Raw genomic sequence first — 22102 nt, forward strand, 5'->3', positions numbered from 1 at the left:
GTGGGCCGTCACGAGCCCACCGTGACATGCTGGAGCGGTGACGATTCTTACCGATGACCTGCTGGAGCGCATCCGTCTGCGGGCTGCCGGATACGACCACGACAATAGCTTCGCTCATGAGGATCTGGCCGAACTCGCCGCTGCCGGATACCTTGCAGCCTTTGTGCCGGTCGAATGGGGCGGGGCCGGGCTCGGATTCGCTCAGGTAACGAGGGAACAGTCGCGCCTGGCTGCAGCATCGCCAGCGACCGCGCTCGCCATCAACATGCATCTCGTGTGGACGGGCGTTGCCAGGGTGCTCCTCGACCGCGGCGACGACTCCTTGGCCTATGTGTTGCATGAGGCCGCGGCGGGGGAGATCTTCGCCTTCGGCGTGAGCGAACCCGGCAACGATCTTGTGCTGTTCGGCAGCACGACGGATGCTCGACCACGCGACGACGGGGGCTACGAGTTCACGGGCACCAAGATCTTCACCAGCCTCTCTCCCGTGTGGACTCGACTCGGAGTGTTTGGGATCGACACGTCGGGGCCGCAGCCACAGCTGGTCCATGCCTTCCTCGAGCGCGGCACCGACGGCATCGAGATCGTCGATGACTGGGACACGGTGGGCATGCGCGCCAGCCAGAGCAACACGACCCGGCTCAGCTCAGCACGGGCGCGCCCCGACCGGGTTTTCGGCCACCGCCCGGTTGGTCCGTCGGCGCATCCGATCGTCTTCGCGATTTTCGCCACATTTCTCACTCTTGTCTCATCGGTGTATCGAGGGATCGCCGAGCGCGGTCTGGAGCTCGGCGTCGAGGCCGCACGGTCACGCAGGTCGCTGCGTACGGGAATCTCGGCCGATCAAGATCCGATCACGCGATGGAAGCTCGCCGACGCCGCGATCGCCATCGACGCGCTAACACCCCAGCTCGACACACTCGCCCGCGACATCGATGACCTCGTCGACAGGGGAGACCAATGGTTCAGAGCGCTGACCGGCCTCAAGCTGCGGGCAACCGAAACCGCCCGGTTCTGCATCGACCAGGCCGTGCGGGTTGCGGGCGGGTCGTCGTTTCGGTCCTCTCATGAGCTCGGCAGGCTTTATCGCGATGTTCTTGCGGGAGGGTTTCACCCGAGCAATGAGGATTCTGTGCATTCGACCGTCGCTACCGCGATCTTGGGGCCGATAACCGACCAGGCACCGAGCAAAGGACTATCGACATGACCGCAACCCCCGTTCTCGAGGTCGACGATTCCGTTGTGGCGTGGTCTCATCCCGCTGGGGAGAGGCGGGGCCGCCCTCTCGTCGTGCTGCTTCACGGCAGGGGGTCCCATGAACAAGACCTCATGCAGTTAGCGCCCTTCTTGCTGCCCGATGCCGTTTACGCCGCGCCGCGGGCACCACTGCCGTTCCCCGGCGGTGGGTATACCTGGTTTCCCACGGCCGCTCCCGGCCTTCCCGACGCTGCCGGGGTCGCTGCGGCGACGCGCGGCCTGCTGGAGTGGCTCGACAGAGCCGAGCCGTCAGGGCCCGTTGCCGTCGTGGGTTTCAGTCAGGGCGGCGCCCTCGCTACCCACCTCATGAGGTTCGATCCCGAGCGCTGTGCCGCGTATGTGTGTCTCTCAGGGTTTGTCGTGCCCGGCAATGTGCCGAACGACGCAACGCTCCCAGCGTTGCGACCGCCGCTTTTCTGGGGGCGCGACACCGCTGACCCGGTAATTCCGCTGGCGGCTACGGATTTCACGGGCCGGTGGCTGCCGCAGCACAGCACCCTCACGGTGAGGCAGTATCCGGGGGCCGGCCACGGGATCGTTATGGAAGAGATCGAGGACGTCCGCGACTTTCTGGCACCGCTCGTCGGAACAAGCACCCCTTAACGGACTCATCGCCCGGTGCGGCACTTGGTGCGGCTCTTCCGGACGATGAGTTGATCTGGTTAAAGGATGCGCCCCCACACGGCACAGATCAAGTCCGCCCCGGCGAATCCCTGCGAATACCTGCTCGGATGTTGGCCCTGCTGCTCGCACGCAGGCCACAATTACCCCCGAGTGGGGGATGGAAGGCGGTGCATACCGGCAGAATGCTTACCCCACGACCACACCAACGCCTCGAGGTCGTGTCGGGGGACCCGCGCCGGCAGGAGAATCGATCAGCATGAACCCGAACTTGCACTTCGACGAGGTGCCGCCAGACGACCCTGCGCCAGATAAGAGGCGTTCGGCGACGTCGGAGTTTCTTCGAGCCCAGGGAGAGGCGCCGCAGCGCACGCCGATTCAGAAAATCTTCGGTCGCAGCCCACTCACCGTGCACAGTCGCTCGTGGCTCTGGGCGGCCCTCGGCGAGGTAGAGGTCGCGCGTGCCCTCGCTCGGCTGGCCGACGGCTGGAAGGTCGTGCACTCTGTTCCCATCCGGGATGCCGAGTCCCAGTCGTGTGTGGATCACCTCGTCATCGGGCCCGGCGGCGTCTATGCGGTGCGGGCGGCGAGCTTCTCGGGTCAGGATGTGTGGGTATCTGAGCGATCACTTATCGTGGCGGGTCACCGGCTCCCTCATCTGCGGCAGGTCACCCTCGCGGTTGGTCAGGCTGAGACGGCCCTCTCGGCTGCGGTTGATTTCCCCGTCTCCGTGATCGGTGTCATTGCCGTGGTCGAACCAGAAAGCATCACTGTTACAGGTCGACCTCGCGATGTGGATGTGGTTGCGTCGTCGCAGCTCACTCGATGGATTTCGCGCAGACCCGTGATTCTCGGACCCCTCCAGATCCGCATGATGGTCGACGCGGCAACCACTGAGTCAACCTGGCAAGCCCACCCATTTTCGTCGCCAGAGAGCGTGGCGTTGGTCGAATCGTTCGAGTCCATTCGGCGTGAACTCGTCGCCGCGAGGATGGTGCGCAGAATGTGGGCGGCAGGCGGTGCCGTCGCGCTCGCCGGTGGTGCGGTGTCCCTCGCGATTGCCATCATCATGGGCAACTGACCGCCCGCGTTCTCCGTGGGTGGTGAGTAGGCGCGGATTTGGCTCGTTAGCGCGGGTGCAGGGAACCCGCCGCGGTAAGCCGGTCGGGCAGAACCTTCGTCAGCGCCACAACCATGCGGTATCGCATCGACGGGATGACGACGGCACGGCCGTGATCGGCTGCCCTCAGGGTCGACCGCACGACAAGGGGCGGGTCGAGCCACAGCACGCGGGGAATCGTATCGGTGCGCACCCTCATCCTGTCGTGGAACTCCGTGTGCACGAACCCGGGCACCACGGCGGTCACCGTCACTCCGTCGCGGCGGTATTCAAGGTTCGCCCACCGGCTAAAGCTCAGCACCCAGGCCTTGGCAGCGCCGTAGCTGCCGCGCGGCGTGTAGGCCGCCACGCTCGAGACGTTAATGATGGTGCCTGATGCACGGGCCCGCATCGGGCCGAGCGCGGCGTGCATCAACCGCATCGGAGCGGCTACGAGAACGGCGAGGTGCTGTGCCTCTTTTTCGACGGGGTTTTCGTGAAATGGTGCTTTGAGCCCGTACCCCGCGTTGTTGACAAGGGTGGTAACCGGCCTCGTGGCATCCGCGAGGCGAGCCTCGACGATGGCGAGGTCGTGCGGGTTGCCCAGGTCGGCAGCGATCACTTCGATTGATACGCCGTGACGGGAGGCCAGATCGCGAGCCGTTGCCTCAAGGCGCTCGGGAGTGCGGGCAACGAGAATGAGATCGTTACCCCGCGCAGCGAGCTGCTCCGCAAACTCTTGCCCGAGGCCAGCCGTCGCACCCGTGATCAAGGCCCGGCCATGGATGTGAGTGAGCTCGTCGGTCATGCTGCCTTACGCTACTCGACCCAGGCGAGAGCGATGAGGGTAGAGGCCTGTCGCTCGTGTCCGGCGCGGCGTGGAGCTACTACGCTTCGCATCATGCTTCTCACACGGCCGTCGGGCCGCGCCATCCTGGCGTTCGCGCCCTATGGGCTTGTTTCGCTCGTACACCTCAGCGCTCTCATCCTGGGCGCGAGCGAAGTGGGCGTGGTCACCAAGATCATGCTCATGCCAGCCCTCGCCCTGGCGCTGCTGATTCTGCTTCCCGCACGGCGCAGCGTCGTCGGGTACCTGTTGCTCAGCGCCCTCGTTCTCTCCTGGGGCGGAGACTTTGCTCTGGTAATCCCGGGTGAGCTCATGTTCCTGCTCGGGCTCATCTTTTTTCTCGCAGCTCATGTGGTCTACATCGTCGCCATTTCGTCCTCACTGAGGGTGCGAAGGATTCCCTTTGTCGCCTTGGCCTATGCCGGCTGGTGGATCGCATTGGTTGCTCTGCTGGCTCCCAACGTTGGCTGGCTCGTATGGCCGCTCGCCATCTATGGTCTTGTCCTCGGGGGCATGGCATCCGTGGCGTTGGGGTCGCATCCGGCGGTCGCCTGTGGCGCTTTTCTCTTTGTCGTCTCCGACACAGTGCTCGCCCTCAATCGATTTATGCCGAGCATCGAGCTGCCGGTTCCCGACATTGTGATCATGGCGACATACATCCTTGCGCAGGGGTTCATCGTTGCCGGGGCGCTCATCGTACTCAAGCGCGGGGTGCCCTCTGCGTGGGGATCGCCACGCAAGGAGAGAGTGCTAAACTCTTGAGGTTGCCGTCAAACGGCCGCGGATAAAGAGAGCTGGCACGCACTGTGACCGGCACCGCGCAACGAGAGAAAGGGGATCCCATCTATGGCACTCGAAGCAGACGTCAAGAAGGCGATCATCGAAGAGTACGCAACCCACCCAGGTGACACGGGTTCCCCCGAGGTTCAGATCGCGATGCTGACGCGTCGTATCAAGGACCTCACGGAGCACCTCAAGGAGCACAAGCACGACCACCACTCGCGTCGTGGCCTCCTTCTCCTGGTCGGCCAGCGCCGTCGACTGCTCGGCTACCTGCAGGATGTTGACATCAACCGCTACCGCTCGCTGATTGAGCGCCTCGGTCTCCGTCGCTAACCTCAGGAGTCGTCGTCAGATCTCCTCGCTGAGGAGTCTTTGCTGACACCGCGATCTTCTTCACTGGGCCGTCACCTTAGGGTGGCGGCCCTTTGTGTTTGTGTCAGGGCTCGGTGTTTGTGCGAGGGCGTGGTGTTCGTGCGAGGGCGTGAGCCGCGAGCGGGTTCATCGGCAGAAGACCCAGCAACGAGAAGGTAGCGTTGTTAGGTGCACGATACAGTCGCCCCCCAGTCCGCCGCTCCACTCGTTATGTCTCTCCTGGCCTCCGTGCCCGACTTCCCCGAGCCGGGGGTGCTGTTTCGCGACCTGACGCCCGTCCTGGCCGACGCGCACGGATTTCGTGCGGTGATTGACGAGCTCGGGGATGCTTTCGCTGGGCGGTTCGATGCGGTCGCTGGTGTCGAGGCTCGCGGTTTCATGCTCGCCTCCGCCGTCGCTTACCGCGCCGGCGTCGGCGTTATCGCCGTGCGCAAGGCGGGCAAGCTCCCCGGTCGCGTTATCACCGAGCACTACTCGCTTGAATATGGGGAGGCCGCTCTCGAGGTCGAACCCGACCATATCGCCGGTGGTCAGCGCGTTCTCATTCTCGACGACGTGCTCGCAACGGGCGGCAGCGTCGCAGCCACGACTACGCTGCTGCAGCGTGCGGGCTGCACGGTTACGGGTGCCGGTGTCGTGCTCGAGCTCAATGGCTTCGGCGGGCGCACGCGACTTGCGGAACTCGACCTGCACGCGATCGTCACGCTCTAGCGAGCGCTTCGAGCTCAGCTAACGCCGGGGAGGCTGCGGTTCTCCCTGCACGAGGCTAATCAGGCGGCGCCAGTCGTCGGTGAGATGTTCCTCTGGCAGCACGGCTCGTCGCTGGTTGCAGGTGACGTTGTAGACGAAACGGTCCGGCTGCGGGGCGCTGGCGGGAGAATCCCAGGGCAGGGAGTCGACGAGCTTGCGCCATTGGGCGGCATCAGGCAGGTCATCGATGTCGACGGTCCAGGTGCGGGTAATTCCGGCAAAACCGCCGTGGCGCGTCACCGTCACCTTCATCGTCACCCTCCTGATTCGTCGCGTCAGAGCACCCCCACACTCTGCCATGCAGACTCGACCGCCACCTGTTCGCGTGAACCGCTGCCGAATCGCGCAGCGGCCGCTGTGACGGTCGAGGTGGCGAAGCGAGTGAACGTCGCCGTCTTAGGCAGCCCGCTCGTGAGGGCGTCGAACCAGATGACTCCTGCACGCTCCCAGGAGAACCCGCCGAGATCGCGTGAGAGCAGGGCGAACGCGCGGTTGGGGATGCCTGAGTTCAGGTGAACTCCGCCGTTGTCGGCGTCCGTTACGACAAAGTCAGTCATGTGCGCTGGCTGGGGATCTTTGCCGATCACGTCGTCGTCATAGGCCGTTCCCGGGTTGAGCATGTTGCGCAGCCCCTCGCCCTGGACGAGGTCGGTAAAGAGCTCGGCGCCGATGATCCAGCTGGCTTCGTCGGCGGTGTGGCGCAGGGTGTGCTGTTCGACCATGGCGCCGATGGCATCCGCAATTGACTCGGCGAGCGCCCCCGATTGCCCCTGATACGCGAGTCCCGCTGTTGTCTCGATCACGCCGTGGGCGAGTTCGTGACCGATAACGCTGAGGGAGGCAGTGAACCGCCCGAAGACCTCCCCGTCGCCGTCGCCGAACACCATGCGGCTTCCGTCCCAGAATGCATTGTCATAGCGGTTGCCGTAGTGAACTGTGGCATCCAGTCGCGCGTTGTTGCCGTCTACGGAGGCCCAGCCAACGGCGGAGAGCAGGAGCGTGTGGGTCGCGCCCAGGCCATCCCAGGCCTCCGTTACCGCAATGTCGCCGGGTGCAGTATCACCGCCGTCGGAGCGCACGAGGACTCCCGGCAGCTCTGTGCTGTTTTTCGCGTCGAAGATACGCCGATAGGGCTCGGACTGCGTCGCGGCAGTTGGGTGCTCTAGCTCGGGGGCCACCGCGGAAGGATGCTGCGACAGTCGACCCTGCCGAATCCCTGGATCGGTTTCCAGCGCGTGCCGTGCTGCTGTCGCCGCGGCTTCGAACCGGGGGTCTTCGGCGCTCGCGAGGTGTGCGAGCAAGTAGGGCGGAACAACGAACATGGGTACCGGCGAGCGGGGGGCGGAGGTGGCTGGCATTGATGTATCTTCACATCGGCCACCGACGTAGCTGGGCCAGGCGCGGGCATACCCGGCAAACGCTCGGGTAGGCAGCTAGCCGATCAGGCTCGGCTCCAGGTCTCCGAGCGTTCGGAAGCGCGTCATTCTTGCGACACCGAGTGAGGCGACCACCAGCGCTGTGGCGAGCCACGCAAGGAGCACCCAGGCATCGTTTATCGCGTCAGTGAGATTTCCTCCGTACATCAGCTGTCTGAGCCCGTCCACGGTGTAGGACATGGGTAACAGATGGTGGATAAAGGCGAGCGGGGCAGGGAGGGTCTGCCAGGGAAAAGTTCCGCCCGCGGTCACGAGCTGAAGCACCATCATCACGAGCCCAAGAAACTCCCCGACACTGCCGAGCCAGATATTGAGGGCGAGGAGTATCGAGGCAAACGTTGCCGATGACAGCACCATGAGGCCGATGGTTCCTGCGGGATTCTCGACCTTGAACCCCAGAACAACGGCCACGATGACAAACAGGCCGATCATCTGGAGCACCCCGATCATGGTGGGCGTCAACCAGCCGGCAATCGCGATCTTAACGGGGGAGTGCAGGGCAGTTATGGCACGGCGAGAGAAGGGCTTGATGATGAGAAATAGCGCATAGATGCCGATCCAGGCAGCGAGCCCCATAAAGAAGGGGGCGAGCCCTGCTCCATAGGTTCCCGCTTCCGCGACTGCTGCGGTTTTCACGGTGACGGGGTCTGCAATGTTCTTAGCTTGAGCTGCCCGCTGCTGCTCCGTGGTCTCAGGGATTCGCTGGATGCCATCGGCTAGCCCCGATTGGAGCGTCGCCAGCCCAGAAACCAGTTGCGGCAGCCCTGATGAGAGTTCCGCTGCGCCCGAATTGACCTCGGACGCACCCGTCGCGAGTTCCGCTGAGCCCGCCGCGGCAGATTGGATGCCATTGGTGAGCGTCGGAGCGGCTTGCGCTAGCCTCCGTGCCCCCGCGGCGACCTCGCTTGATCCTGCAGCAAGGGTGTCGAGTTGGCCGACGGCCTGTTTGAGCCTGGCGTCGCCGTTCTGCACTGCGGCGTTGAGATCGTCAAGAACAGTCAGTGCTTCGGCAATCTGAGCGGGGGTGAGTCCCGAGGTCAAGAGTCGTTGTTCAATCTCGTTTCGCACCGGCTGCAGACTCGCGATCACATCGGAGGAGGCCGCGCTGACCTGGTCGCCGAGGGCGGCGACGCGCTGGTTGCCCGAGGCGACCTCGGCCGCACCGTTGGCTAGTGCGGTGCTTTCTGCGGGAAGCGAGGCGGTGCCGGAGGCGAGCTGGCCGAGGCCATCGCGCAGGGTGGCCGACCCGCTTGCCAGCTGTGTGGTGCCAGAGGCCAGTTCCGTGGCACCAGCCGAGGCCGTCTGTGCTCCAGAGAGAAGCTCCGTTACCCCGTCGCTCGCGGTGGAGAGGCTCGTGCGAATGATCGAGAGGGAGATGAGAAAGGTTGAGGCTGCTTCTTCGTTCACCTGCGCCACAATGTCGTTCGTGATGGTCTTAATCGCTTGTTGGCCGATCGTGGTGCCGAGATAGCTGTTGGCATCGTTCGTCGTGAGAACGAGCTCTGCCTGGCGGGGGTCATCGGTTGAGGACGAGGCGATGGCTTCTGAGAAACCCCGGGGGAGCGTCACGGCAAAGTCGAATCGCTGATCGTCGACGCCCTGTGCCGCTTCCTTGGCGGAGACCCTGTGCCAGTCGAACGTATTGGAGTCAAGGATCTTCGTGGCGATGCGGTCCCCATAGTTTGTATAGGTGCCATCGGAGGTGACACCGCGATCGGCCACGACCAGCGCGACGGGGATCTGCCCCAGGCGGTCGTAGGGGTCCTGATTGGCCCACAAGTAGAACCCGCCATACAGCAGGGGCACGATTCCGAGGGCGACCAGGGCGATGAACGCCATGGGCTTGCGAACCAGCCTCCGAAACTCTGCGGCGATCATTGCCGGGATCTTCACGGTGTGCCTTCCTGTGGGGTGGCGTCGTCATCGCCGCTCTCGGCGTCCGGCGTCGCCACCTGATCAGGCTCTGGCGCGATTCCGAGTGCGGTCGCCGAGGCGACGCCCGCGATTGCCAACACCGCATAACCCCGGGCAGCGAGTTCTTGTGAACGCTGCCACCAGTGGGCGGGGTCCCCGCCGTGCCGGTCTGGCGCGGTGATGACGAGCCCCTCAACGTCGTCGCGCAGCACCGCCAGCTCGGTGAGAAGCCGGATGCGAACAATCGGGGGCACCGTTCCGATGGTCCAGGATCGCCATTCTGTTACGCCGAGTTCATGCAGGGCGCGAACCGTTGCTCGCGGCCCCGCCGGAAGCCCGGCGAACATGAGTTCCTCGGCGACGACGGCGAACACCGTGATCTCGGCCGACGGGTCGTTAACCTCGGGTGCGTCGATCAGGGCAACCCGCCTGCGCAGCTCTGGCGCATCGGTGGAGTGATCGATGGTCACGCCACCGGTATCCGGGCGCATTCTGCCCGACGCGATGAGCCCGAGAACGCTCGGGCGTTGGGCAGTCTCTACTACGGCGAGTGTCGCAGAGTTACTGCGGAACGCTGCCGACATTACGGGGAGAGCTGAGCCGTGCCGGCCCTTGCTCACCTCGGTTAGTGTGACGATCACGAGACCTCCCGATGCGATGGTGCGCGTGGCCCGCTCAGTGTAGGTCTGGAGGCTGGGGTGTTGTCATCGGGTTTTGGGAATAGCAGAGTGCTCGGTCGCGTTGTGACGAATATCAATGCAAACGTATCAAGATAGGACAGCGCGATGAGCACCCAGATGCAGTTCGGTATCTTCAGCGTCGGTGACATCACCGTCGATCCCACAACGGGCAGCGCCCCCACCGATGCCTCGCGTCTCAAAGACGTGCTGACGATCGCGCAGCATGCAGAAGAGGTTGGGCTTGACGTCTTCGCCATGGGCGAGCACCACAACCCACCGTTCTTTCCCTCAAGCCCCGTCGCCATCAACAGCTGGCTCGCTGCCAAGACCGAGCGCCTCATCCTCTCGACCGCGACGACCCTGATTACGACCAACGATCCCGTGCGTCTCGCCGAGGACTACGCCGTCCTTCAGCATCTCTCTGACGGCCGCATGGACCTTACGCTCGGCCGTGGCAACACTGGCCCCGTTTACCCCTGGTTCGGCGAAGACATTCGCCAGGGCATCCCGCTCGCGCTCGAGAAGTATGCGCTGCTTCGCCGCCTGTGGCGCGAAGAGTTCGTCGACTGGGAGGGTCAGTTCCGCACGCCGCTGCAGGGTTTCCAGTCGACGCCGCGCCCGCTCGACGGGATTCCTCCGTTCGTGTGGCATGGCAGCATCCGCAGTCCAGAGATCGCGGAGCAGGCCGCTTACTACGGCGACGGATTCTTCTCCAACCACATCTTCTGGCCGGGATCACACACGGCCAAGATGGTCGGCTTCTACCGCCAGCGATTCGAGCACTACGGTCACGGAACGGCCGCTGAAGCGATCGTCGGTATCGGTGGGCAGGTCTTCATGCGCAAGAACTCGCAGGATGCGATCAACGAGTTTCGCCCGTACTTCGATAATGCGCCGGTCTACGGAAACGGCCCGAGTCTCGAAGAGTTCACCTCGCAGACGCCGCTCACGGTGGGTAGTCCGCAGGAGGTCATCGACCGCACACTCGGATTCCGCGACTACGTGGGCGACTATCAGCGTCAGCTGTGGCTCATCGACCACGCCGGACTCCCACTCAAGACTGTGCTTGAGCAGCTCGACCTGCTCGGCGGCGAAGTGGTCCCCGCTCTTCGCGAGGAGTTCGCCAAGAACAGGCCAGCGAACGTTCCCGATGCCCCGACTCACTCTGCACGTCTCGCAGCTGCCGCGGCAGCCGTTGAGCACGCGGCAGACCAGGCCAAATCCGCTTACCAGAGTTCGGAGGTCTAGCCATGACCGAGGGAGCAACGCGACGCATCGCCGTCGTATCGGCAGGGCTCAGCAAGCCATCGAGTACCCGGATGCTCGCCGACCGTATTGCGGCGGCGACCGTGGCAGAGCTCGAGGCTCAGGGCATCACGGCTCATGTCGACACGTTCGAGCTGCGCGACACAGCGCAGGACGTGACCAACAACATGCTCACGGGCTTTCCGAGCCCCAAGCTTGAGGAGGTCATCGACACTGTTACGAGTGCCGATGGACTCATTGTTGTTACTCCCGTGTTCACCACGAGCTACAGCGGCCTGTTCAAGTCGTTCTTCGATGTCATCGACAACCAGGCTCTCGTCGATATGCCGGTCGTGATCGGGGCGACGGCAGGAACGCCGCGCCACTCGCTCGTGCTCGATTACGCGATGCGTCCGCTGTTCACCTACCTGCACGCGGTCGTAACTCCGACCGGCGTTTTCGCCGCATCGTCGGACTGGGGCGACGCGGGCGACAAGGTCAAAACCCTCGGCAGCCGCATCGAGCGTGCGGCGAAGGAGCTTGCTCCGCTCGTCGCCGACTCAACCCGGTCGAGCACGGTGCGAGACCCGTTCGCGCTCGATGCGTCGTTCAGTCCGACAGGGTCTTACATCATCGACTAGCGCGGCCACGGGCGGGGGACTGCATATGACGCCGGCGGACGGCGTGGTATCGAGCATGTCTCGATCGATAATATGCTGGCTGCTGCTGGCACCGTCGCAGATCTGATCGCTGGGACGCTGACGCTTAAGCCACAAGGCCCGCGCGTCCGGAATCCCACGGGGGTGGGGCATTCCGGACGCGCGACTTGTATCCCGTCCCTGTCTCGGACTACGCGGGCGGTGCCTGCTCGTCGAGCGGATACCGCATTACGGCGGCAACCGAGGATTCTCCCGGTAGGTCCGCACGGCGCACAGCCCACACCTTGCCGCCCGAGCGAAGCACTCGAAGCGCAATCTCATCCACGATGCCGTTGGTTCTCCCACTCGGTTCCTTCGCCAGAGCGAGGGCACCCGTGTCATCGATCGTGCCCTCCTGGGTGTCATCGATGTCGAATAGCAGTTCCTCGACGGCTCCGTCGGTAGCAGCGCGGGCAACCGTCGCGAGATCGGCCGAGGCGCGACCGTGGTTTGCTTTGGTGCCAAAGCGCTCTCGCCACGATGTCAAGATGGCGGCGTAATGCTCGTCGAGAACCGCCCTCGCCTTGGTTTCCAGATCCGCCAGAGAGAGAGCAGCGGGGTTCTCCTCGATCGCCTCTGGCAGCAGATTCTCATAGGTGTTCGCCTCGCGATAGGCCGGCTGCAGTTCGCTCGATGCGGCCAGGATCAACGGCTCGGTGTGCTCCGCCATCGCAGCGATTACGGCATCCTGCACGATGCGGCAATATTTGCGGAGCTCGATCTTCTCGCCCGTGCTTCCCAATGCACGCCCACGGTCTCGCTGCCCGTCACCCGAGGTGTATTCCAGAACGGTGTGGATGTCATCCGGCAGTGTGAGCGGGACCTCGTGGACCCCCTCATCGGGCGACAGCTCAGCGAGCTGGGCACCGCCTTCGCTCACGGCCACGACGTACGCTGCGTGACTAAACGCGATCGACCGAAGAAGCGGCCCGACATCGAACCTGTCGCCGACCGAGGTGCGGTTGGTCAGATGGTTCTTCACTCGGAATTCTCTGGCACCATCCGGGTTGGCAAAGAGCACCATCGATTCTGAGAGGTTCAGCCAAAACTCCTCACTGGTCACGGAGTCAAGCGCCGCCCGCACTGCACGCCTCTGCCGCACGTCGACTCCTGCAGCCTCGAGCTGGTGATCCGCCTCCCGAAGGGCGTCTTTGTATTCGAGTTCTAAGCGTTCTCGTTCTGCGGCGAACGGCGTGGTTCGCAGGATGATGGAGACGCTCGCCTCCGATCGTTCGCCAGCGAGTTCAACGATGTCCTGATAGGTGAGTGTTGCGGTCATGGCTCCACGGTAGGTTTCACCGGCATACGCGGGGAGAACGCTCATGGGATTCCTAGGAACACTCCGCGCTCGCGGCGATCCTGGCTCTCGCAGGGGGTCGCTGGTAGGCTTGGCGAGGTTGCAGAGATGCAACCAGAGCAAGAACCAAACGGAGCAGGCCGGCATGAGGCTGGTCACCGGTGGTGAGTTCCCGTATCGCACAGGGCGAAACGGTGATTTTCTACTGTTGGCCAGAGCCCGGCGCTCGCGCATATCGCGCGCGCCCCTGACTGCCCGCTCCTGCTCCGATGTATGAGTCGCGCCCACACGGGGGGCGACGTAAAACAAAGGAGAAACCCTTAATGGAGGGTCCAGAAATCAAGTTTGCTGAAGCCGTTCTCGACAATGGCAAGTTCGGCAAGCGCACGGTCCGTTTCGAGACCGGCCGCCTCGCGCAGCAGGCACAGGGCGCAGTAGCCGCCTACCTCGATGAGGACACCATGCTTCTGAGCGCCACGAGCGCCGGCAAGCACCCGCGTGAAGGATTCGACTTCTTCCCGCTCACCGTCGATGTCGAAGAGCGTTCCTACGCCGCCGGCAAGATCCCCGGCTCGTTCTTCCGCCGCGAGGGTCGCCCCTCAACCGAAGCCATCCTCGTCTGCCGTCTCATCGACCGGCCCCTGCGTCCGTCGTTCGTCGACGGTCTCCGCAACGAGGTCCAGATCGTCATCACCGTTTTGAGCATCGCCCCCGGCGAGTTCTACGACGCGCTGGCCATCAACGCGGCATCCGCTTCGACCCAGATCTCGGGGCTTCCCTTCAGCGGCCCGATCGCCGGCATCCGCCTCGCGCTCATCGGCGACCAGTGGGTTGCATTCCCCAACGTTGAGCAGCTCGAGAATGCCGTCTTCGATCTCACCGTCGCTGGCCGCCTGGTCACCGATAAGGACGGCAACGAAGACATCGCCATCATGATGGTGGAGGCCGAGGCCACCGAGGTTTCATGGAACCTCATCAAGGCGGGCGCAACCAAGCCCGACGAGGCCGTCGTTGCCCAGGGCCTTGAGGCGTCGAAGCCGTTCCTCAAGCAGCTCGTCAAGGCACAGGCTGAGCTTGCTGCTCAGTCGGCCAAGGAGATCCAGGAGTTCCCGGTATTCACCGCGTACGACCAGGCCACCTACGACGCCGTTTCTGCTCTCGCTCTTGACCGTCTCAAGGACGTCTACCAGATCGCAGCCAAGGTCGAGCGCCAGGATGCGGATGACGCACTCAAGGCCGAGGTCAAGACGGCAATCGCCGCCAAGGTCGAGGCTGGCGAGCTGCCCGCCGAGGCCAACGGTCAGGTGTCTGCCGCCTACAAGTCGGTCACCAAGAAGGTCGTTCGCGACCGCATCCTCACCGAGGGTGTCCGCATGGACGGGCGCGGCCTTGCCGACATCCGTCCGCTCGACGCCGAGGTTCAGGTCATCCCGCGCGTTCACGGTTCGGCGATCTTCCAGCGCGGCGAGACCCAGATCCTGGGTGTCACCACGCTGAACATGCTCAAGATGGAGCAGCAGATCGACTCCCTGAGCCCGATCACCAAGAAGCGCTACCTGCACCACTACAACTTCCCGCCCTACTCGACCGGCGAGACCGGCCGCGTTGGTTCGCCGAAGCGTCGCGAGATCGGGCACGGCTTCCTCGCCGAGCGCGCCCTCGTTCCGGTTCTGCCGAGCCGCGAGGAGTTCCCCTACGCAATCCGTCAGGTCTCCGAGGCGCTCAGCTCCAACGGCTCGACCTCGATGGGTTCTGTCTGCGCCTCGACCCTGTCGCTGCTCAACGCCGGTGTGCCGCTGCGCGCACCCGTTGCCGGCATCGCCATGGGCCTCGTCTCCGACACCATCGATGGTGAGACCCGCTACGCGGCTCTGACCGACATTCTCGGTGCAGAAGACGCTCTGGGCGACATGGACTTCAAGGTCGCCGGTACCAGCGAGTTCATCACCGCAATCCAGCTTGACACCAAGCTCGATGGCATCCCGTCGTCTGTTCTTGATGGCGCGCTCAAGCAGGCCAAGGATGCCCGCACGGCAATCCTCAGCGTGTTGACGTCGGCAATCGACGAGCCCGATGAGATGGCCCCGACCGCGCCCCGCGTGATCGCGGTGCAGATCCCCGTTGACAAGATCGGTGAGTTGATCGGCCCGAAGGGCAAGACGATCAACCAGATCCAGGACGACACGGGAGCCGACATCTCGATCGAGGACGACGGAACCGTTTACATCGGTGCCGTTGACGGACCGTCGGCCGAGGCTGCTCGTGCCGCGGTCAACGCGATCGCTAACCCGCTCAACCCTGAGGTAGGCGAGCGCTTCCTCGGCACCGTCGTGAAGATCGCCACCTTCGGCGCCTTCGTGTCTCTGATGCCGGGTCGCGATGGGCTCCTGCACATCTCCGAGGTTCGCAAGCTTGCCGGTGGCAAGCGTGTTGAGAACGTCGAGGACGTGCTCTCCGTCGGCCAGAAGATTCAGGTCCAGATCACCAAGATCGACGACCGTGGAAAGCTCTCGCTCGAGCCCGTTCAGGACGAGACCGAAGCTGCAGACACCGATGGTTCTGCTGTCACGACTACGTCGACCGAGGCGCCTGCAGAGGGCTAATCACCACCGCAGTGTCTACGGATGCCCCGTTCTCCTGGTGAGGGCGGGGCATTCGTCGTCTGCACGGTCACTACGAGCTCAGGATGATGGTCCAGCCCACGACCATAAAGCCAATAACGATGCTGATGGTCAGGGCGGCAAGCAGGGCGAGCCTCACTCGGATGTTTTCCACCCCGAACCGAACGGCGACCATCACCAGGTAGAGCACCACGGTCGTGACGAGCCCCGCGGTGGCCGCACCCAGGGGCGGCAATTCCCGCATCGCCCACAGCATGACGATGCTGAGCCCGGCGATTATGGCCGCGACGACCAGCCACGTCTTACCGCTGTCGGTTCTGAGTGCTTTCTGGTTGGTTACCTTCTGCGGGTCTGACACACTGCACCTCCACCCCTCGGACGGGCCTCGCCCTCAACGCTGCCACTCTCCGCGTTCGGATACCAGCCTCCGCGCCTCATAGAATCTGCCTATGCGTACAGTGGGGCACTCCGGCCTCGAGGTCTTTCCCGTCGGCATCGACGGGGGAGTCTTCGGCTGGCAGTCTGGCGCCCGCGACGCCGCGGCCATGCTCGACGCGTTTGCCGACTCGCGGGGCAACCTCATCTATACGGCCGATCACCATGCCGGGGGCAGAAGCGAGGTGATGATCGGTTCCTGGCTGCGAACGCAGCCAGATCGCTCACGCTTTGTTGTGGCAACGACTGTGGGGCGGCATCCGGATTGGCCCGGGCTTTCTCCCCGCATGGTCACTAGGGCCACGGAGGCGTCGCTGCGCAGGCTTGGCACCGATCACATTGACATCCTCACGCTCGACGGCACCAACTCATCGGTCGCAATCGATGACACCTTCGAAGCGGTTGATGCGCTCAATCGCGCGGGCAAGGTCAGGCACGTCGCCGTTCTTCGGCATTCCTCGGCTCGGGTCAGAGCGATGCAGCGCAACGCGCTCGAGTCGCGCTATCCGCCGCTCGTGGCGGCCGTTCACGACTACAGTCTCATGGCCCGCGGGGTTTTCGAGAACGAGGTCGCGGCTACGACGGAGGAACTCGGCATCGGTTTCTTCGCCCGCCGCCCCCTCGCCCACGGGTTTCTTTCGGGGCGCGCAACGGGGCCGATCACCGTTCCCATGATCGCGGGCATGGATCGCGCCGCGGTTTTTGCCGGCAGGCGGGGTACACGGGTGCTGGAGAAGCTCACGAGCATCGCGTCCGAACACGGTGTCTCGGTCGGGCGGGTGGCTGCGGCCTGGACTATTTCGAAGCCGGGAGTTTCGGCCGCGCTGTTCTCGGCTCAGTCCGTGGACGAGATCGTCGATCTGGCCGCTGCTCGGTACCTTGCGCTCACGCGCAGCCAGATGGCGGCTCTCGACGCTGTCTCGGCGTAACGCGGGGGACCTAGGGCCTAAGCGGCGAGAAGGCGCTCGCCCAGTCGCGAGAGGGCGGCGGTGGTGGCGATGCGATCACCCATGTAGCCCCCGACCATGGCTCCGTCTCGAAGCATGACGAACTCGTCGGCTGCGTCCCCGGCGAGCGGGTGTCCGGCGAGCCGGAACTGCTCGGCAACAAACTCTGAATACCAGTCGCGGTGAATATTGACGATCGAGCGAACCGGATGCCCGCTGTCGGGAAACTCGACGGAGGCGTTCATAAAGGCGCAGCCACGAAAGTCTGCTCGGTCTGCGCGTTGCCTGATCTCGTCGATCAGGCCCCTCAGGGTGTCCACGGGGCTGCCCGCGCTTGATTGGATAGCGGTGATCGATTCGACTGTGTCGACGTGAACGAGTTGCATGTAGGCGAGGATGAGGGCGTCTTTTGCGCCGAAATGCTTGTAGAAGGTCGCCTTGGTCACGCTGGATTCGCTGATCAGGCGGTCGATGCCGACGGCGCGGATGCCTTCGTAATAGAACAGCCGAGAGGCCGTTGCCAGAATTCGGGATCGTGCTCCGGGCCCCGGGGCGAAGATCGGCAGCTCAGCGGATCTGTCCTCGTGTATCGACATTGAAGCGTCCTATCTAAAAAAGGATGGAGCCTCCGAGCCCTCGGGGTCACGCCGGGCGACAAGACCGGAGTCTTGCACTACCTCGGCGTGACGCCCTCGGGCAACCGGCTAGGTATCACTGAATCCGAGTGGCGTGCTCACAGAATCGGGTTCTCTGCCTGCGCGCCTCGCGTTTCGGGTTCGCGATGGGTCGGTCTCAATGTCTTGCAGGCCTTGGTGCAGGCCGCCCGCCTTCGGGTAACGGGCTCGGATTCTTCGGCCGGGTAACCGGTTCCTCCGATGGCTCAACAGTAGCAAGGCCAGAGGGGACAGACAGCTCTGTTTGTCCGGCAACCGGGGTACATTTTTGGTTTTCTGGGGTGCATTTGATTCAGCGCCGCGTCGGGCCTTGTCACTGTGCAAAACGCCCGGGGTGTTCAGCAGCGTGGCCTAGGCTCGACACAATGACCGGTGCAACGACGCTTCCCCTCGTGGCGGGCGAACAATCCTTTATGGCCGCTGGCGAATGCCTCGTGAGGCGCAGCGTTCTCCCCTCCGGCCTTCGCATTCTGAGCGAACGGGTTCCTGGAGCGCGCAGCGCGACCATCGGCTTTTGGGTTACTGCGGGCTCCCGGGATGAGGCTCCGGACGAATACGGTTCAACCCACTTTCTTGAGCATCTGCTCTTCAAAGGCACCCACAAGCGCACGGCGCTCGATATTGCGGTGAGCTTCGATGCGGTCGGCGGTGAGCACAACGCCATCACCGCAAAGGAGTACACCTGCTACTACGGCAGGGTTCGCGATAGTGACGTACCCATGGCGATCGAGGTCCTCGCCGACATGATCACCTCATCGGTGATTGATCCCGACGAGTTCGAAACCGAGCGCGAGGTGATCCTCGAAGAGATCGCGATGGCAGAAGATGACCTGGGCGATGTCGCGAGCGAGCGGTTCTTCGAGGCCCTCTTCGGCGATCACAGCCTCGGACGCCCCATCGGCGGCAGCCCGCAGACCATTCGCGAGGCGACTCGGGAGGGCGTCTGGCACCACTACCGGCGCAACTACTCACCCAACCGGCTCGTGGTGACGGTTGCGGGCGCAGTCGACCACGACGAACTTGTCGAAGCGGTTCAGCGGCATCTCACCCTCGGCGGTTGGGATCTCGATACTCACGCAGAGCCTGCACCGCGGCGCGATGCTGAGCAGGCGGTTCCCGCCACCGCATCGTCGACGCTGATCGTGCCCCGCCCTAGCGAGCAGGCCAACATCCTGATGGGTGTTCGCGGACTTGCGGCAACGGATGCGCGGCGCAGCACGCTTTCTGTGCTCAATTCAGTCTTGGGTGGCGGCATGTCGTCGAGGTTGTTCCAGCAGATCCGGGAGCGTCGCGGGCTTGCCTATTCGGTGTACTCGTTTTCGCCCAGCTACTCCGACGCTGGCGTGCTTGGCATGTATGCGGGGTGTTCTCCGGCTAAGGCCGAAAGCGTCGCTGCTCTCATGCTCGAAGAGTTTCGCTCGATCGGAACCGGAGGCATCCTGCCGTCGGAGCTGGATCGGGCGGTCGGTCAGATGGGCGGCGCTTCGGCACTCGCGTTGGAAGATTCCGACACCCGCATGTCGCGCCTTGGTCGCGCCGAGATCACGATGGGGGAGTTTGTCGATCTCGACGAGGCGCTTCGCCGGCTCTCGCTCGTGACGATCGACGATGTTGCCGATCTAGGCGCGGAGCTTGCCTCGCGCCCCGTATCTCTTGCAGCCGTCGGCAGTGTCGCCGACGGCATGTTCATCACCGCAGAAGGAGCGTAGGACAACGATGTCCCACTTTATTTATCTCGTCCGCCACGGCGAGCAACAGCATGCCGAGCACGGACTACCCGATGGTCCGCTCTCGGCCCGAGGCCAGCGTCAGGCCACCCTCATCGCAGACCGGCTGAGCGGTGTGCCCTTCACGGGAGCGTGGCATTCGCCCCTGCAGAGGGCGGAGGCAACGGCCCTCGCCATCACCGACCGGCTGCCCGCGATTTCCTCCGAGCCGTCAGCGCTGCTCTTCGACTGCATCCCCTCTGGCCCGGCGGCCGACATGCCATCGACGTTCCAGCCGTTCTTCGGGTCTGTCACCGAAGCCCAGATCGAGGCGGGCGAGGCGCAAATGGCCGACGCCGTCGACGAATGGATGACTCCGTCATTGGATGACCGGCACACGCTTCTCATCACGCACAACTTCGTGATCGCCTGGTTCGTTCGCGAGACTCTTGGTGCGCCGCCGTGGCGATGGATGAGCATCAACCAGGCCAACTGCGGGCTCACCATCATCAGGGTTAGGTCGCTGAAATCGCCAGAACTCATCACCCACAACGATTTGGGGCACCTCCCCGCCGAGCTTCGAACGGGACTCCCCGTCGACCAGCCCTACTAGGTCAGGGCGAGAACCCGGGCGCCGCACCTGGTTGGTAGATTTGACCTATGACTCTCACTGTGGCCGTTGTCGGCGCAAACGGCAGAATGGGCAAGCTCGTTTCGGGCATTATCGAGGCCAACCCCGCGTGGGAACTCGTGGCCCGGCTCGGCTCGTCGTCGCCGCGAGAAGAGATGCTGGCGGCCGATGTTGTTGTCGATGTCACCAACCCTGCGGTGAGCCCGGAGATCGTCACCTTCGCCCTTGAGAATGGTCGCAATGTGCTCGTCGGCACGAGCGGGTGGTCAGCCGACCGCATCGATTCCCTGCGCGCAACTGTGCAGCAGCATCCTGACTCCGGCGTCATCATCGTGCCGAACTTTTCACTCGGGTCGGTCCTCGCGACCAGGCTTGCGACCGTGGCGGCCCGTTTCTTCGATTCGATCGAGATCATCGAGGCTCACCACGCCGCAAAGGTGGATTCACCCTCCGGCACCGCCGTTCGCACTGCTGAGCTCATGGCCAAGGCACGGGAAGATCTTGGCCCCGTAAGCGCACCGCACGCCGACCAGCTCGCTCGCGGTCAGCAGGTGGCGAGCATCCCGATCCACAGTCTGCGACTGCAGGGCGTTGTCGCTCGCCAGGAGGTCATTTTCGGAGGGACCGGCGAGGTTCTCTCCGTTGCGCACGACACGCTCTCGCAGGATGCCTATGCGCACGGCATCACAGTGGCGATCGGCGCGCTCCGCGACGCGAGGGGAGTCACGGTCGGTCTCGAGCAGCTTCTTGACCTCGATGGCACGGAGCAGGCAGCCGGGGCGGTGACCGCGTGACCAAGAAAATCGGCGTCATCGTTATGGCGGCTCTCCTCCTGCTGTACATCGTTGCGGTAGGGCGGCTCGCGCTGGTCATGATGCAAAGCGGCGACGGCGTCGTCATCGCCATGGGAGTTGCGCTGGCCATTCTTCCGCTGCTGGCCCTGTGGGGAATGCTGAGCGAAATCCTCTTCGGGTTGAGGAGCGAACGGCTCCTGAGCAAGCTCGAAGAAGCAGGCGATGCGCCCGACGATGCTGTGCCCGTTCATGTCAGCGGTCGGCCCGACCGTGCCGCAGCCGATGCTGCGTTTCCCCGATACCAGGCCGAGGTTGAGGCTCAGCCCGAAAGCTGGCAGGCGTGGCTTCGCCTAGGCGTTGCCTACGATGCCTGCGGCGATCGGCGGAGGGCGCGCTCATCGGTTCGCCGGGCTATTGCGCTTGAACGTTCGAGTCGATGACGTGGTGCTCCCCGTAAGTCGCCGCGACCGGTAGCATCGGTCTCGATGAGCGCGACGATCCCCAGCCCCTATGAAGACCTGCTTCGCGATGTTCTCGCGAACGGCAGCCACAAGAGCGACCGCACGGGCACCGGAACCCGCAGTGTTTTCGGCCGCCAGCTGCGATTCGACCTGTCGGAGGGGTTTCCCCTCATCACGACCAAACGGGTTCATTTCAAGTCGATCGCCTACGAGCTTCTCTGGTTTCTCCGCGGCGAGAGCAACGTCTCGTGGCTCAAGGAGCACGGCGTAACGATCTGGGATGAGTGGGCCGACGCCGCAGGCGAGCTGGGCCCCGTCTATGGAGTTCAGTGGCGCTCGTGGCCCACGCCGAGCGGCGAGCAGATCGATCAGATTTCGGATGTCATCGAGCAGATCCGCTCGAACCCCGATTCTCGCAGGCTGATCGTCTCGGCCTGGAATCCCGCCGATATCCCGTCCATGGCACTTGCCCCATGCCACGCCCTCTTCCAGTTCTATGTTGCCGACGGGCGGCTCAGCTGCCAGCTCTACCAGCGCAGCGCCGATCTGTTCTTGGGCGTTCCCTTCAACATCGCCAGCTATGCCCTGCTCACCCACATGGTGGCAGAGCAGGCCGGACTCGAGGTCGGCGACTTCGTCTGGACGGGTGGGGACTGCCACATCTACGACAACCACGTCGCCCAGGTCACGGAACAGCTCACCCGCGAGCCGTATGCGGCGCCCAAGCTGGTCATCGCGCCGGGTCGAGAGAGCATCTTCGACTACGAGTTCGAGGACTTCACGATCGAGGGATACACGCACCATCCCGCGATCCGAGGGGCGGTCGCGGTATGA

General features: G+C 64.0%; 23 protein-coding genes. 15 read left to right on the top strand and 8 right to left on the bottom strand.

The annotated features are described in order from the left end of the window. Window positions 1-37 precede the first annotated feature (37 nt). The 3 genes from C2138_RS04365 to C2138_RS04375 all read left to right on the top strand — a co-directional run bounded on the left by C2138_RS04365 (window position 38) and on the right by C2138_RS04375 (window position 2959). A complete protein-coding gene (locus C2138_RS04365) occupies window positions 38-1207 on the top strand; it encodes an acyl-CoA dehydrogenase family protein (protein WP_108515838.1) in 1170 nt (389 codons plus the stop codon). Then, window positions 1204-1860: an alpha/beta hydrolase gene (locus C2138_RS04370; protein ID WP_108515840.1), complete on the top strand. Its 657-nt coding sequence runs from the start codon at window positions 1204-1206 to the stop codon at window positions 1858-1860. The genes C2138_RS04365 and C2138_RS04370 overlap by 4 nt, the downstream gene beginning before the upstream one ends. A gap of 277 nt (window positions 1861-2137) precedes the next feature. Further along, complete coding sequence (locus C2138_RS04375) at window positions 2138-2959, top strand: nuclease-related domain-containing protein (RefSeq protein WP_158268851.1); 822 nt, start codon at window positions 2138-2140, stop codon at window positions 2957-2959. Window positions 2960-3005: 46 nt separating this feature from the next. Here the strand turns inward: C2138_RS04375 and C2138_RS04380 are convergent, their stop codons facing one another. Further along, a complete protein-coding gene (locus tag C2138_RS04380; protein WP_108518789.1) occupies window positions 3006-3785 on the bottom strand; it encodes an SDR family NAD(P)-dependent oxidoreductase in 780 nt (259 codons plus the stop codon). A 93-nt stretch (window positions 3786-3878) separates the two neighbouring features. On the opposite strand from C2138_RS04380, the gene C2138_RS04385 reads away from it, so the two are divergent. The 3 genes from C2138_RS04385 (at window position 3879) to C2138_RS04395 (ending at window position 5690) form a co-directional block, all read left to right on the top strand. Further along, window positions 3879-4586, top strand: a complete 708-nt coding sequence (locus C2138_RS04385) for a lysoplasmalogenase (protein WP_158268852.1) — start codon at window positions 3879-3881, stop codon at window positions 4584-4586. Between the two features lie 84 nt (window positions 4587-4670). Then, entirely contained in the window at window positions 4671-4940 is a 270-nt protein-coding gene (gene rpsO / locus C2138_RS04390) for a 30S ribosomal protein S15 (RefSeq protein WP_108515845.1), read from the top strand. A 249-nt stretch (window positions 4941-5189) separates the two neighbouring features. Further along, on the top strand, window positions 5190-5690 hold the full coding sequence (locus tag C2138_RS04395; RefSeq protein WP_108515847.1) for an adenine phosphoribosyltransferase: 501 nt from the start codon (window positions 5190-5192) through the stop codon (window positions 5688-5690). 18 nt (window positions 5691-5708) lie between these two features. On the opposite strand, the gene C2138_RS04400 is transcribed toward C2138_RS04395, so the two are convergent. From C2138_RS04400 to C2138_RS04415, 4 genes are all read right to left on the bottom strand, one after another. Further along, window positions 5709-5981 (bottom strand): protealysin inhibitor emfourin, encoded by a 273-nt coding sequence (locus C2138_RS04400; RefSeq protein WP_108515849.1) that lies wholly within the window; start codon window positions 5979-5981, stop codon window positions 5709-5711. Between the two features lie 23 nt (window positions 5982-6004). Continuing rightward, the gene (locus C2138_RS04405) at window positions 6005-7087 is read right to left on the bottom strand and encodes a M4 family metallopeptidase (RefSeq protein WP_233245630.1); all 1083 of its coding nucleotides are present in this window, start codon (window positions 7085-7087) and stop codon (window positions 6005-6007) included. A gap of 75 nt (window positions 7088-7162) precedes the next feature. Then, a complete protein-coding gene (locus C2138_RS04410) occupies window positions 7163-9058 on the bottom strand; it encodes a YhgE/Pip domain-containing protein (RefSeq protein WP_108515851.1) in 1896 nt (631 codons plus the stop codon). Further along, window positions 9055-9720, bottom strand: a complete 666-nt coding sequence (locus C2138_RS04415) for a hypothetical protein (RefSeq protein WP_199286569.1) — start codon at window positions 9718-9720, stop codon at window positions 9055-9057. Before C2138_RS04415 ends, C2138_RS04410 begins: the two co-directional genes overlap by 4 nt. A 156-nt stretch (window positions 9721-9876) precedes the next feature. Here C2138_RS04415 and C2138_RS04420 point away from each other — a divergent pair, with 156 nt between their 5' ends. Next, window positions 9877-11007, top strand: coding sequence for an LLM class flavin-dependent oxidoreductase (locus C2138_RS04420; RefSeq protein ID WP_108518793.1), 1131 nt, complete (start codon window positions 9877-9879; stop codon window positions 11005-11007). 2 nt (window positions 11008-11009) lie between these two features. Further along, entirely contained in the window at window positions 11010-11645 is a 636-nt protein-coding gene (locus C2138_RS04425; protein WP_108515853.1) for an FMN reductase, read from the top strand. A 208-nt stretch (window positions 11646-11853) separates the two neighbouring features. On the opposite strand, the gene C2138_RS04430 is transcribed toward C2138_RS04425, so the two are convergent. Beyond that, window positions 11854-13026: a baeRF11 domain-containing protein gene (locus C2138_RS04430; RefSeq protein ID WP_108515854.1), complete on the bottom strand. Its 1173-nt coding sequence runs from the start codon at window positions 13024-13026 to the stop codon at window positions 11854-11856. 296 nt (window positions 13027-13322) lie between these two features. On the opposite strand from C2138_RS04430, the gene C2138_RS04435 reads away from it, so the two are divergent. Beyond that, window positions 13323-15602: a polyribonucleotide nucleotidyltransferase gene (locus C2138_RS04435; RefSeq protein ID WP_108515856.1), complete on the top strand. Its 2280-nt coding sequence runs from the start codon at window positions 13323-13325 to the stop codon at window positions 15600-15602. Window positions 15603-15672: 70 nt separating this feature from the next. On the opposite strand, the gene C2138_RS04440 is transcribed toward C2138_RS04435, so the two are convergent. Beyond that, entirely contained in the window at window positions 15673-15978 is a 306-nt protein-coding gene (locus tag C2138_RS04440) for a hypothetical protein (protein WP_108515858.1), read from the bottom strand. A gap of 91 nt (window positions 15979-16069) precedes the next feature. On the opposite strand from C2138_RS04440, the gene C2138_RS04445 reads away from it, so the two are divergent. After that, window positions 16070-16984 carry an aldo/keto reductase gene (locus C2138_RS04445; RefSeq protein ID WP_108515860.1) on the top strand — a complete coding sequence of 305 codons (915 nt, stop codon included), beginning with the start codon at window positions 16070-16072 and terminating at the stop codon, window positions 16982-16984. Between the two features lie 17 nt (window positions 16985-17001). Here the strand turns inward: C2138_RS04445 and C2138_RS04450 are convergent, their stop codons facing one another. Next, on the bottom strand, window positions 17002-17598 hold the full coding sequence (locus tag C2138_RS04450; protein ID WP_108515861.1) for a TetR/AcrR family transcriptional regulator: 597 nt from the start codon (window positions 17596-17598) through the stop codon (window positions 17002-17004). A 443-nt stretch (window positions 17599-18041) separates the two neighbouring features. On the opposite strand from C2138_RS04450, the gene C2138_RS04455 reads away from it, so the two are divergent. The 5 genes from C2138_RS04455 to C2138_RS04475 are packed head-to-tail and all read left to right on the top strand — an operon-like array spanning window position 18042 to window position 22102. After that, entirely contained in the window at window positions 18042-19385 is a 1344-nt protein-coding gene (locus tag C2138_RS04455) for a M16 family metallopeptidase (protein ID WP_108515863.1), read from the top strand. Window positions 19386-19392: 7 nt separating this feature from the next. Continuing rightward, window positions 19393-19995, top strand: a complete 603-nt coding sequence (locus C2138_RS04460) for a histidine phosphatase family protein (RefSeq protein WP_108515865.1) — start codon at window positions 19393-19395, stop codon at window positions 19993-19995. A gap of 47 nt (window positions 19996-20042) precedes the next feature. Continuing rightward, a complete protein-coding gene (dapB, locus tag C2138_RS04465; RefSeq protein ID WP_108515866.1) occupies window positions 20043-20807 on the top strand; it encodes a 4-hydroxy-tetrahydrodipicolinate reductase in 765 nt (254 codons plus the stop codon). Continuing rightward, complete coding sequence (locus C2138_RS04470) at window positions 20804-21247, top strand: hypothetical protein (RefSeq protein WP_199220509.1); 444 nt, start codon at window positions 20804-20806, stop codon at window positions 21245-21247. The genes dapB and C2138_RS04470 overlap by 4 nt, the downstream gene beginning before the upstream one ends. Before the next feature lie 45 nt (window positions 21248-21292). Beyond that, window positions 21293-22102, top strand: coding sequence for a thymidylate synthase (locus C2138_RS04475; RefSeq protein WP_108515868.1), 810 nt, complete (start codon window positions 21293-21295; stop codon window positions 22100-22102).

This window comes from Salinibacterium hongtaonis (genome assembly GCF_003065485.1).
Classification (GTDB): domain Bacteria; phylum Actinomycetota; class Actinomycetes; order Actinomycetales; family Microbacteriaceae; genus Homoserinimonas; species Homoserinimonas hongtaonis.